Source organism: Desulfuromonas sp. CSMB_57, from assembly GCF_020194955.2.
In the GTDB taxonomy this organism is placed as follows: Bacteria; Desulfobacterota; Desulfuromonadia; order Desulfuromonadales; family Syntrophotaleaceae; genus JAFCIY02.
This window is the reverse complement of sequence record NZ_JAFCIY020000006.1, coordinates 68,940-82,017: the sequence shown is the minus strand read 5'-3', so window position 1 is coordinate 82,017 and position 13,078 is coordinate 68,940. Positions and strand designations below refer to the sequence as shown.

General features: G+C 49.5%; 11 protein-coding genes. All 11 read left to right on the top strand.

All coding sequences use genetic code 11. The features are described 5' to 3' along the window. Positions 1–533 precede the first annotated feature (533 nt). Positions 534–776, top strand: a complete 243-nt coding sequence (locus JQN68_RS02360; protein ID WP_225071400.1) for an acyl carrier protein — start codon at positions 534–536, stop codon at positions 774–776. Between the two features lie 13 nt (positions 777–789). Beyond that, positions 790–1,938, top strand: coding sequence for an acyl-CoA dehydrogenase family protein (locus JQN68_RS02355; protein WP_225071401.1), 1,149 nt, complete (start codon positions 790–792; stop codon positions 1,936–1,938). Between the two features lie 2 nt (positions 1,939–1,940). Beyond that, positions 1,941–3,524 carry an amino acid adenylation domain-containing protein gene (locus JQN68_RS02350; RefSeq protein WP_225071402.1) on the top strand — a complete coding sequence of 528 codons (1,584 nt, stop codon included), beginning with the start codon at positions 1,941–1,943 and terminating at the stop codon, positions 3,522–3,524. After that, on the top strand, positions 3,511–4,611 hold the full coding sequence (locus JQN68_RS02345) for an amidohydrolase family protein (RefSeq protein WP_225071403.1): 1,101 nt from the start codon (positions 3,511–3,513) through the stop codon (positions 4,609–4,611). Before JQN68_RS02350 ends, JQN68_RS02345 begins: the two co-directional genes overlap by 14 nt. Further along, positions 4,571–5,206, top strand: a complete 636-nt coding sequence (locus tag JQN68_RS02340) for a GNAT family N-acetyltransferase (RefSeq protein ID WP_225071404.1) — start codon at positions 4,571–4,573, stop codon at positions 5,204–5,206. Before JQN68_RS02345 ends, JQN68_RS02340 begins: the two co-directional genes overlap by 41 nt. 486 nt (positions 5,207–5,692) lie before the next feature. Then, positions 5,693–6,643 (top strand): hypothetical protein, encoded by a 951-nt coding sequence (locus tag JQN68_RS02335; RefSeq protein WP_225071405.1) that lies wholly within the window; start codon positions 5,693–5,695, stop codon positions 6,641–6,643. Between the two features lie 5 nt (positions 6,644–6,648). After that, positions 6,649–7,344 carry a sugar transferase gene (locus JQN68_RS02330; RefSeq protein ID WP_249620991.1) on the top strand — a complete coding sequence of 232 codons (696 nt, stop codon included), beginning with the start codon at positions 6,649–6,651 and terminating at the stop codon, positions 7,342–7,344. Next, on the top strand, positions 7,304–8,515 hold the full coding sequence (locus tag JQN68_RS02325) for a DegT/DnrJ/EryC1/StrS family aminotransferase (RefSeq protein ID WP_349632291.1): 1,212 nt from the start codon (positions 7,304–7,306) through the stop codon (positions 8,513–8,515). Before JQN68_RS02330 ends, JQN68_RS02325 begins: the two co-directional genes overlap by 41 nt. Positions 8,516–8,662: 147 nt before the next feature. After that, positions 8,663–10,609: a polysaccharide biosynthesis protein gene (locus JQN68_RS02320; RefSeq protein ID WP_249620990.1), complete on the top strand. Its 1,947-nt coding sequence runs from the start codon at positions 8,663–8,665 to the stop codon at positions 10,607–10,609. Between the two features lie 223 nt (positions 10,610–10,832). After that, a complete protein-coding gene (locus JQN68_RS02315; RefSeq protein WP_249620989.1) occupies positions 10,833–12,191 on the top strand; it encodes an outer membrane beta-barrel protein in 1,359 nt (452 codons plus the stop codon). A gap of 36 nt (positions 12,192–12,227) precedes the next feature. Then, positions 12,228–13,034: an SLBB domain-containing protein gene (locus JQN68_RS02310; protein ID WP_249620988.1), complete on the top strand. Its 807-nt coding sequence runs from the start codon at positions 12,228–12,230 to the stop codon at positions 13,032–13,034. Positions 13,035–13,078: the final 44 nt, after the last annotated feature.

Here is a 13,078-nt window from a genome sequence, read left to right as displayed (position 1 = left end):
CCAACCAGTAAACTATAAATCATTTTAAAATTCCAGAGCATCATTTCAAGATGGAAGGTGAACATATCTTTCTGGTTTTGCACTTTTCCCCATGGAAGGTCATCAATGCCTGCCCCATCTGGTAATATTTGGTAGGCAAACCTTCAAATTTTCTTTTAGCCGATTCGTTAAGTCACGGCATGTTGGGCCAAGAACCTTATCTGTAGAACTTAAAAATCGAAACGAGACGAAACCCGCGAGCATCAAAAATGAAAAGCGTATTCTAATAAAATACATCGATATGGTGTGTGTTTTGATGAAAAAAGGTGCTCCGGCTATAATTTATAATTAAATAATTATAGAAAATTTTTTATTAAATTATTTTTTTGCCGTCAGACGATATTGATTTTGGTGCTATAATTCTACCAGCAAAGCAATTCTATTCAGGCAAAGCAAGCAACGCAAGGTAAGACATTGAATATGGACCTTTTGAAAAAAATAATTTTAAGTAAAAAACTTTTGTACTATTTTTTATTTTAAGCGAGGTGCGAAAAATGGAAATAATTGAATCCATACGTGGCTTCATTTCAACCGAAATCTGCTCTGGCTCGGTTCAAAAAATTGATGATGCAGATCTGCTAATAGAAAATGGCATTATTGATTCAGTAGGAATAATGCTTCTATTGGGCTTTATTGAAGAAAAATTTGCCATCACTATCGATGGTGACGAATTGATACCTGAAAATTTTTCAACTATCGCCACAATTTCAACTCTTGTTGGCAAAAAGATTGGATAAATGGAGGAAAGGAATGGAATTTTCTCTCACTGAGGAGCAAAAATCCCTTAGGGATGCGGTTATTCGATTTGCTCGACAGGAAATAAAACATGATTTGTCCCTGTGTGACAAAGAAGGTCGTTTCCCGATTGAGTCCTGGAAAAAATGTGCTGAAATGCAGATAATGGCTCTGCCTTTTGCAGAGGAATATGGCGGTTGCGGTAGCGATTTTTTAACAACCGTCGTCGTACTTCAGGCTCTTGCCTATGGGTGCAAGGATGCAGGGTTGGTCCATGCTGTGATTACCCAGATTCTTTGTGGTATACAAATCAACCTTTTTGGCAGCCTGGAACAGAAAAATCAATATCTTCCGATGTTATGTCAAGGGGAAAAGATTTTTGCCCAAGCCATTACCGAACCGGAGGCCGGTTCCGATGCCTTGGGCGCCATGCGCACCCTGGCACTGAAAGTTGACGATGGTTATGTCCTCAATGGCACCAAAGTGTTCATCTCCAATGGACCCATTGCGGATGTTGTCATTGTGTTCGCGCTTACGGATCCTGCTGCTCGTCGGCTTGACGGGGTTTCCACCTTTCTCATTGAAAAAGATAATCCGGGTTTTGAGCAGTGCCGGCCCATTGAAAAGATGGGACTTTGCACATTGCAGAATGGCGAACTGGTTTTCAGAGATTGCCGGGTTTCGCCAACCGCGTTGATAGGACGCGAAGGGCAGGGTGCGATCATTTTCAACGAGTCGATGGAGTGGGAACGCAGTCTGATGCCGGCAGCCCACCTTGGCACCTTGGAACGGGTACTTGAGACTTGTGTAGGCTATGCGCGCAAGCGTTCCGCTTTTGGACAGCCTATCGGCAAGTTTCAGGCTGTGGCCAATAAAATCGTGGACATGAAGACGGTTTTCGAACTTGGGCGTTTGATTCTGTACAAGGCCGCTAGCATAAAATCCCAGGGGCGGCGGGCAGGCATGGAGGCCTCCATCGCCAAATTATTTATCAGTGAAGGCTTGAAACAAAGTTGCCTGGACGCTGTACAGGTGCATGGCGGTTATGGTTTCACAAGGGAGTACGAGTTAGAAAGAGATTTGAGGGACAGCGTTGCGGCAACCATTTATTCCGGCACCAGCGAACTGCAGCGTTCTATTATATCGCGTCTGATGGGGCTCTGACCATGGCCGACCAATTGGTACAGCAATATCTGGATGAATCCTTGGCTTCTGAAGACAAGGTGGCTTGTACGGATGGTCGTAAATCCCATACCTACGGCCAATTAACGCATTTTTCCAACCGGTTGGCCGCGCTTCTCCGGCAATGGGGAGTGGGTCGCCAGGACCGGGTTCTTTTGTTCATGCGGCGCACGGCTGATTTTATTCCTGCCATTCTCGGGGTGCTTAAAGCCGATGCGGTATACGTACCCGTTGACCCGAAGTCCCCCCCGGAAAGATGGTCCCAAATTGTTGACGATTGTTCTCCGGCTGTCGTATTGAGCGATGGACCCTCGGCAAACTCTTTAAAGTCCGCCTTGCCGTTACACATGCCTGTTATTCAAATCGATACCGACGGAGATATTTCTTTCACCGTTAACGGCATTCGTCAATTTCAGGATGAGATGGGTTCCCATCCTGAAATTATCCCTACTTATCGCAATGTACCCGATGACCTGGCTTATATTCTATATACTTCCGGGTCAACTGGAAAACCCAAAGGGGTGATGATCTCTCATCGGAATATCCGCAACTATATCGATTGGGCGGTGGAATATTTCGGTATTCGCAGCGTAGATCGAATTCTCGGCACGGCTCCCTTTCATTTTGATATGTCGACTTTTGACCTTTGGTGCCCGATAAAGGCAGGCGGAACCCTTTGTCTGGCCAATGAGGGACATACCATGTTTCCGGAAAAGCTTCTCGGCTACATGGAAGATCAAAAGGTTACCATCTGGAAGGGGATTTCATCCTTACTCTTCTATCTTGAGCGGGCCGGGGTGCTCAATGCGGACCGCATACCCGACTTGGATCGGGTTCTTTTTGGCGGCGATGCCCTGCCGGCTCGGACATTGACCCGATGGATGGAGGTTTTTCCCAGCAAGAGCTTCTTCAATGTCTATGGTCCTACCGAAGCGACGGGCATCTCTTTTTGCTACCCGGTTCAGGAACCTCCGGATAACCCTGGCGATCGCATACCCATCGGTTTGCCCTGCAAGGGCATGCAGGCGGTTCTGCTTGACCAGGATCAAATACCTGTCCCCTTCGGGGAAATCGGCGAGTTGTGTCTAGCAGGACCGGGACTCAGCAGGGGGTACCTCAACGAAGCGGACCGTACAGCAGATTTATTCTTCAGGGCCGAAATCAATGGGGCACCGCTTCAAACCTGGTATCGAACCGGAGATCTCGCTTTCCAGCGAGATGACGGCCATTACGTGTTCGTCGGCAGAGGCGACAATCAGGTCAAAATCATGGGGTATCGCGTCGAGTTGGGAGAAATCGAGCAGGCCCTGCTTGGTATTGACGGTGTCCGGGATGCGGTGGTCGTTGCTGTTAATCGTGGTGGGTTGCCTGAGTTGGTAGGATTTATTGAAGAGACCAAGACCTTGGATCTCGGCCAAGCGTTGTCCAAATTACGCGAACGCATTCCTGGCTACATGGTTCCGCGACGATTGCTGAGGATTGCGGAAATCCCTCGGTGCGGCCGCGGAAAAGTCGATCGCGCCGCATTGCGCAATATGGCCATGGAGAACAGCCATGTGGATGGATGACGCATCCGTCAGGCGGTATCTTTCAACAATATTGAACATTTCAAAATCGGTCACGTTGACCGATGGGCATGTTCATCCATATGAGGTGATGTACGACCAAGGTCGGTATGAACCTAATTCCCAGACGGAAGGTGTCTTCAGCACCGGCAACGTTAAATATGTTCCCCCCCGTATAGGATCTTTCGAATGTAACGAAGGTATCGGCTTTTCGTCGGATGCTTCAGAGGAGCGGGCTGAAAGAATGATGCTGCTGGCTCTGCGTTGCCTGTATGTTCATTCCGGGCCTCGAACCTGCATGGATCAGGCGATGATCGCCGGGATAAAGCGCTTGGTTCTTTTGCCCGTGGCGCAACCCGGTAGGACGGCTGAAACGCGGCTTGCGGAAATGGCCAGAATTTTTGGAGGCGATCCTCGATTTATCCTTGGGTATTCCCTGCCCAATACCCTGGCGGCTGAAGAGGTCGAAGAAGATGTGCGGCGAAATCGGGGAATTTATGGAATCGAGGTCTTGAAAGTGCATCCCAACCTGTCCGGTCACGATCTGTCCTCAACGGCAGGGCTGGATAGAGTCAATGCGCTGCTGGATTCATCAAAAAAAAATAACCTTCCGGTCATTATCCATGGCGGCCCAAGCCCGAGAATGAAATGTGCTGCTTACCGCAACAATGGAGTATTGCAAAATTTGGCAAAGATCGATTTTGGTCGGACCGACTGGCCTGTTGTGATCGCCCACGCAGGTGTTTATGGGTTGAGTTTTGAGGAGGTCCAAAGCGCGGCAATACCCATTCTGGTAAAGCTTTTAAATAAACATGAACATCTTTTTATTGATACATCCTCTCTGTCTTTGAGTTCGATTGAGGTAATTTTGAAAACGGTTGATTCAAGGAGGATCATATTTGGTTCGGATGCGTTTTATGAATATTCATGGAAATCGGCCGTTAGAATCTTTTCAGTCATTGAAAAAATTTTTTCCAAGTATGAAGATATGTTTGCAAGGATTGTCGGGCAAAATGCCAACAACATTTATCCCCTAAAGGACGATGGCAATGCGCGAACTTATGATGACCAAATATTACCAATTTCTTGAACATTGGCATCAATTTGGTTTTTTTTCGGCGTTGAAAATTTCCCTGTATAAACAAGAGGAAATGGTGCCAGCAGAGAGAGACCTCCATTCTTTACCTGCTTTAAAAAAATCATCCTTGGCCAATCTGGATATTCTAGATTTAGGTGAACAGGAATACCATTTTATGGATTTGAAATACACTTTGAGAAGTCGGCGCGAGCGGGCACGGTATTATTTCAAACGCGGGTACCGCACTTTTGTCATGGTGGAGGGCAAGCGCGTGGTCGGCGATCTGTGGTACGTGACACCCAAGATAAGTCTTCTTCCTTTTGTGCATCCGCACGTGAAATGGTTTGGCTTGAACCTTGGCGATAATGAGGCCTATTTGTTCGACATGCAGGTCGATGTTGGGCAGCGTGGAAGTGGCCTTTCCACCGCTTTTCACGGACGGGTTCTAGAGATTCTACGTGACCAAGGTTTCCACAAGGCCTACGGTTGCTATGTCACCAAAAACATTCCTGCTTTATGGATGCATCGCATGATTGGTTATAAGGAATTGCCGCATTGCATTGTACGTAGATATCTTTTTTTTGAAACTGCAATGGAAAAATCATGAGTTTAGGACAAAGGTCTTGAAATTTTTTGAATTTGAGCGTATTTGGCAAGGATAGTTCGAATTTACCAACCATAAAAATTCAAATTAAATCACTGCCGAGTTGCTGGGGGGCAAGTTTAATGTGTTCCCTTTTTTTATTGAAAAACCAGCATGTTTGTTGTTTGACTTATAAAGACTAAACGAACCTTTTTAATGTTTCACATGTGCTGAATCATGTTTAGATGGTACCGGTTTTTCTGAATTGTCGACTAAATGGCACCAATGGCTTGCAATCCCCCAGAAAATGATACAATTCAAAGAACATGTGAAGAAATATTCGCATTTAATGCCTGTTTACCCGGAAAACCCTGGGAGCTCACGCTGGGGGTGTCAGGGAGGGCAGTCAAACTCCATGTTTGGGGCCAAGCCTATCGGCCATGATTTTTTAACCTCCTTGCCGCCGCTCCTTATTAAATGAGTGGTTGGCCAAGACCACGAGGCAAGAAAATGACCGAAGAAGTCCTCTCATCCAAATCACCGCTGTCCTCCAAGGTCCGGGGTCCCTTAAGTGGGGAGTCAACAGCTTCCCAGATTGAATATGACTGGGAGCACGATTATGTCATCCCGAATTTTCAGGTTTTTCCTGCAAGCGAAGAGGAATACGCCGCCTGGTTAGATCGCCATGGCTGGAAAATCAAGGAGTTTCGCGAGCGATTTTGGAAGAAGAACCACGGCTTTTACGAACCGGTCCACTGGATGGCCAGACTCCATGGCGATGAGGTTGGTAAGCCATGTAGGTGCTGCTGGGGTTATCGCGCCACCGTTGAAGAGAATAATGCGCATTTGGCTAACGGAAGTTTACCTCTACATCTGTTTGATGAAATGAAAGGCTTCGGTGCGCATCGATTATGCAAAACGCGTCGTTGGGATATAAGGAAATGTTTAAAATTGATGGAAATAGTTCATATTGATAATCCTGAATTCTTGTTGAAGGAGGGGGTGGATTTGTTTCGTGCCAATTATAATCGTACACGTTATGGTCTATTGATGAGCCGTAATTTATACAATAAATATATCAAAAGATATTTCGACAACAATTTTTTTTGTGTTCTAGGAGGGTTCATTGATGGAAAACTATCCGCATACATGATCACTTTTATCATTGAATCTACAGCCTACCTTGATAGTATCATCATGAATGAATCCGGCCGACTGGCCCAAGCGTGTACGGGACTGCAGTTTGCCATGATGAAGCATCTCGGAAGGAACAATCCAGAAGTGGTGCAGGTGGTCGATGGAATGCATGCCAGGGAGAAGCCTCATCTGGACAGGTACAAGGAAAAGTGGGGATTCCGGGTGGCCCACATCCCAAGCCGGTACTGGTTTTTGCCGGGGACAGCTGCGCCCTTGAAATTCTTCTGGCCGGATAAATTTTATCGTTTGACAGGACAGGGTTGAATTCCATGGTTGACGCCAAGAGGGTGTTCGATGTCACAGCTGCCGTGGCCGGGATAGTGATGCTATCGCCGGCCTTGATATTATTGGTTTTTTTGTGCCGGTGGCTGCTTGGTTCACCGGTATTTTTTCGCCAGACAAGGGTCGGAATGAATGAACAGCCGTTTACGGTTCTCAAGTTCCGGACCATGCTGGATGCCAGGGATGCGGCAGGAAATTTGTTGCCCGACGGAGAACGTTTAACCAGATTTGGTACACTTTTGAGAACGACCAGTTTGGATGAGTTGCCCGAATTGCTCAATGTAATCAGAGGCGATATGAGTTTGGTAGGGCCGCGTCCGCTGTATGCCCGGTATCTGCCTTATTACAACGATAGGGAACGGATGCGGCATGCCGTTCGTCCCGGGTTGACGGGATGGGCGCAGATTCATGGCCGAAACTTTCTGCCATGGAATGAACGATTGGCTCTGGACGTCTGGTATGTCGAAAATCGCAGCCTTTGGCTGGACCTGAAAATTATTCTGCGTACGCTCTGCCTGGTTTTTCAGCGGCAGGGGGTTGCTCCCAACTCCTACTTGGTTGAGCCGGACCTGGATCAGGAACGCGCCGCAGTCAAGTTGGAGGGGCAATGGAAATTAGCGGAAGCCCACCCCAGGAGAAGCAATGAAAGTGAATTCCCCAATCCCCATGGAGCAGCAGAATAGACCGGTTCTCGAACAGTTTGCCCCTTGGCCGGTTTTCGATGAGGGGGACATGGAAGCTGTGAACAGAGTTCTGGCTTCGGGAAAGGTCAATTATTGGACCGGTCCGGAGGGGCGTGAGTTCGAAACCGAGTTTGCCGGCAAGGTCGGCGTGCGTCATGCAATTGCTGTGGCCAACGGAACCGTGGCCCTGGAACTGGCATTGCAAGCGCTGGACATCAGGCCCGGCGATGAGGTCATCACTAGTTGCCGTACCTTTATTGCGTCGGCCAGTGCGATTGTGATGCGAGGCGCCGTGCCGGTTCTCGCCGATGTGGACCCCGAAAGTCAGAATATTACCGCAGAAACCATAGCACCCCTGATTTCGAGCCGCACCCGGGCCATTATCGTGGTCCATCTTGCCGGCTGGCCCTGCGACATGGACCCGATCCTGGCGCTGGCACGGCAGCATAAGCTCAAAGTCATCGAGGACTGCGCCCAAGCCCATGGCGCCTGCTACAAAGGACGACCCGTCGGCAGCTTGGGCGACGTATCCGCCTTTTCCTTCTGCCAGGATAAAATCATGACCACGGGCGGAGAAGGGGGCATGGTCTGCACCGATGATGAACAGATTTGGCAGCGGGCCTGGTCTTTCAAAGACCATGGACGCAACCTGACAAAAAGTTGGCCGCCACGCAGCGGGATTGCCTTCCGCTGGTTACACGACTCCTTCGGCACCAACTGGCGGATGACTGAGATGCAGGCCGTTCTCGGTCGCCGGGCGTTGCAAAAACTGGATGGATGGGTGACCAGGCGACGCGCCAATTCTGAATTGTTGACAAAAATGCTTGCGTCCCTGTCCGTCCTGCGAACTCCCAACCCTGGAGCGGACTATTTCCACAGCTATTATAAGTATTATGCCTTCCTGCGTCCGGAACACTTGCCTCCCGGGTGGGACCGAGACCGTATTCTGGAACAATTGAGGAATCGCGGCGTGCCGTGCTTTTCAGGTAGTTGCCCGGAACTTTACCGCGAGCAGGCGTTCATTGCTGCCGGTTGGGCTCCCGCGAAGCCTTTGCCGGTCGCGCGGAGGCTAGGGGAAACGAGTTTGATGTTCCTGGTCCATCCCACCTTGGGAGAAAAAGAGATGTGTCTGATTTTTCAGAATTTGAGTGAGGTTTTGGGCGATGGATGAGCGGTGACACGGTAAGCAGTATTTAATGAGCTTGTCGAGGAAAATTATTCAACCTGCCGTTTGACAAGAGAAGCGGCCATGATATTTTCTTAGAAGGGTAGTCAAGAAACTTTTTTGTTTTCATGGAAAATGGTGGATGGTAAAGCGATGAATATCAATATCTATGATTTGACCCTGAAGTTCAGGAAGTTCTGGATACTTGTTGTTCACGTATTGGTAATTGTTCTTTCTTTAATCAGTGCCTTCGGACTTCGGTTCGACTTGGCTGTTCCGGCGGATTACTGGAATGCCGTTCTTCAGTTGATTCCCTATTTGATTGCCATCAAATTAACCGTTTTCTGGGCCATGGGCCTCTCCGAGGGTTGGTGGCGTTATGTCTCTATGCCAGATCTGGTGCAGATTCTCAAAGCAAACCTTATTGCATCCGGTCTCTTTGTTATGTATGAAGTGTTCTTTCCCTTTAAACCGGGTTTACCCAGATCGGTTATCATTCTGGACTTTATTCTGTGCTTTTCGATGATGATCGGCCTTCGGGTACTTACGCGAATCATCCGGGAGCAGATTGCTTTGCGGTCCAAAGGGTATAATTCGCGCCCCAAAACCGCTCTAATCATTGGCTCCGGGGCGGTTGCTCAATCCATTGTCAGGGAAATGCGTGAAAATCCTAAAATGGACAAGTCCATTCTGGGTTATTTGGATAGCGATGCGAAGCGGGTCGGCAAAGTGATTCACGGGATACCCGTCCTCGGTACTTTTGAAGACTTGGAGAGGGTATGCCAACAACGGGGGATCGACTTGGTGATCATCGCGCAAACCTCCGTGAATCCCAAAGAATTGCGTGAAATCGTTGGTTTCTGCCAAAAGAACCGCATCGTCTCCAAAATTTTTCCGGCGGCGGGTGACATCATCAACGGCCGGGTCGCTCTGGAACATTGCCGCCAGGTACAACTTGAAGACTTGTTGGGCAGAGTGCCGATTCGACTTGACCTGCCTGAGATTCAGCAGTACCTGGCCGGCAAGAGAATTCTGGTTACGGGCGCAGCCGGCAGTATCGGCCGGGAAATCTGCCGGCAGGTTTGTCGGTTCCATCCGGCCCGGGTGGTCCTGGTGGAAAATGCCGAAACTCCTTTGTTTCACCTGGAAAACGAATTGCGGGAAAGCTATCCGGAACGCCACATTGTCCCCAGCCTTTGCGATGTTCGGGACAAAGATCGCGTAGCCCAGGTATTCTGGGAGCACAAGCCCCAGGTTGTTTTTCATGCCGCCGCTTACAAGCATGTTCCCATGTCCCAGGTCAACCCAGTTGAGGTGGTTAAAAACAACATTTTCGGCACCCGCAATATCGTCGATGCCACCGTGGCTATCGGGGCAGAGCATTTTGTATTGATCTCCACGGATAAGGCCGTCAATCCCACGAACATCATGGGAGCAACCAAGCGAGCGGCAGAAATCTATGTGCAAAATCTGCCTCGAAGCGGCCGTACCAAAGCGGTAACGGTCCGTTTCGGCAATGTACTTGGCAGCCATGGCAGCGTTATTCCGACCTTCCGGGATCAGATCCACAAAGGCGGTCCGGTAACCGTGACTCACCCCGAGATGACCCGTTTTTTCATGACCATCCCCGAAGCGGTACAACTGGTCCTGCAGGCCGGCTCCATGGGCGAGGGGGGAGAAATCTTTCTCCTGGACATGGGAGATCCGGTTAAAATCGTCTGGTTGGCGGAGGAAATGGTTCGGCTTTCGGGTCTGCGTCCCTATGAAGATATTGACATTGTCTTTACCGGTTTGCGCCCCGGTGAGAAATTGTACGAAGAGTTGTTGATAGCTGGTGAGGGTGTCAAAGCCACCCGGCATGAAAAAATCCGGGTGCTCCAGGCGACTACCGTTACTGAAGAATTTCTGCGACGGGAAACAGAAGCCCTGTTGGTCGGCACTCGCAATCTGGATGCAGAGAAAGTGCTCACTGTCCTCAAGGAACTGGTTCCGGAATACCGGGAAACCGGCGAAACCGAAAAGGCAGGGACAAACCATACAGAACTGGCTGAGGCAACCTTGGCAAGAATGGGGATTGCCAATCGCAAACGCCCTGTCTGAGAACTATCGAAGTCATCGTGCAACTCTCGTTTTGGCATCCTTGGCAACGCATTGACACGACTCGCTCTTCTGGTAGAAATATAAGTGAATTTCGCCGTGTTTCTCCGGGGCCGTAGGGGCGTTGTTTTCAAATGGCAATCATGGTTACGACCCTGGGGATTACCGCTCGTTCCGTGAACCTCATGGCGCTGGCGGTCTGTCACATTTCTTTTTTGGGGGTGCTATGAAAAGAGCAATGGTTTGGGGGGGATTGTTGCTGGCGTTATCCATGGGACAACGGAGTTGGGCCGAGGATGCTGTTGTCGCTGAGTCGCCGACCATGGTCGAACCGGCAGCTGCGGTGGAACAACCTGCGTCGATTGTGCCTTCGACCCTGTTTTCCAGTGGACCCTTTGATTCCGTGGGGGGGCTGGGCAGTCTTGGCGAGGTCATCGGCAGTAAAAGGGGATATATCCATCCTTACCTGTCCATCGGAGAGACCTTTACGGACAACGTCTTCAATGTTGATACCGGAAAACGCAGCGATTTCATTACCCGCATCATTCCTGGTGTATGGGTGGCCTTGCCGGCCAGCCGTTTCCAGCCCATCAGTCTGAACACCCTGAATACCGCACCCGGTGGCCTTGAATTGACCAGGTTTCGCGACAAGGGAGTCGGCCGTTTTCAGGCCTTCGCCGGTTACCAAGCCGATTTGCTGCTGCATAAACGATTCGATGAAGAGGATCGTGAAAACCATAAAGCTCAGGCATTGCTCAGCTATAATTTCCGTGGCGGCCTTTCAGTAGAGATGTTCAATGTGTTTGAAATTGATTATGACCCTTACCAGACCGGTGACAGTACCGAAACGGAGAAATTCAAGTCCAATCTGTTCAATGCCCTGATCAGCTATGAAATCACCCCCAAAACCACCGTTGAAGCTGAGTATTCTTTTTACACCCTCAGTTACAGTTCGGATCAAAACGCTTTTCGCGAACGGGATGATCATCGGTTCACCGGTCGCGGATTTTATCGTTTTATGCCGCGCACCAGTCTTATTGTCGAATATAATTTCATAAATGTAGATTATGATCAGGATATCCAGTCGGACAGTCAGGAACATCAATTTTTGGCCGGCGTTCAGTGGCAGCAGACTGCCAAATCTCGTTGGCGCCTGCTGGCCGGTTATGGACTGAAAGACTTCGATCAGGCCGGACTGGATGAAGAAAGCAACTTTTTGGCCGAGGCCCAGTTTGTCCATCGCTTTACGCCAAAAACCCATATTCAATTGCGATTCAGCAGACGGAACAACGAATCGGATATCGCCGCGGCGGACTATATTCTGTCTCATCGTCTTCAACTACGGTATTACCAGCGTATCCTTCCGAACCTTCTTGCATCTGTCAACCTGTCCTATCGTGATAACGATTATAAAGGCACGTCCCGAAAAGACGATTTTTTCGGTGCCGGATTTGATTTACGCTATGCTTTTACGGATTGGTTGACGCTGGCCGGTGGTTATGAGTTTTTACAACGGGATTCCAACCTGCCGACCTTGGATTATGATCGAAATACCGCCTATCTGAACTTGGTATTTTCGCTGTAAACCGGGCTGGCGCAAGACATGAGGAGGCCCACTGCCATGAAAAATGTCCCTTGGATCCTTGCTCTTTCGTTGCTGGTATGTTTTTGGGTACCCGTTTTAACTTATGCCGCTGAGATCGACTACCGTATCGGGGAAGGGGATGTGTTACGGGTTCTGGTATACGACAATCCCGATTTGAACACCAATGCCCGGGTCAGCGGCCAGGGAACCATCATTTTTCCCTTGGTGGGGGAGGTGGCCATCGGCGGCCTGACGGTTTCCCAGGCAGCGCAAAAGATTGGGCGCGAACTTGCCAACGGGTATATCAGGGATCCGCAGGTAACGGTTTTCGTGGAAGAGTTTCGCAGCCAACGGGTGACCATCATGGGCGAGGTGCGGACACCCGGTCTGCATGAACTGAGTGGTTCGACCTCGCTCATGGAGTTGATCTCCAAAGCCGGTGGCCTGACCCCGGATGCCGACTTTCAGGCCACCATTAATCGCAAGAGAAGCTCTCCCCAGGAGGCCGAGCAACAAATCAATGTTAATCTCCGGGATTTGCTGGATCGCCGAGAAGGAACAGCGGATGTTGCTCTGCAGGACGGAGACAGCGTCTTCATACCTCGGGCGGGCGTCTATTATGTCACCGGTCAGGTGAGACGGCCGGGGTCCTTCCGACTTGAACCGGGAACTTCCGTCATCAAGGCCATCACTATGGCTGGGGGCTTTACGGAACTGGCAGCTCAAAAGCGGGTGCGTATTATCCGAAAAGTAGATGGTGTCGAAAATGTCATGCAACGGGTACCGCTGCATATGCCGGTCATTCACGAAGACGTTATTGTGGTTCCCGAAAGCTTTTTCTGAAACCAACGGGTAAGAGGCGCCGTCAAGCCTAATCGATTATTGGT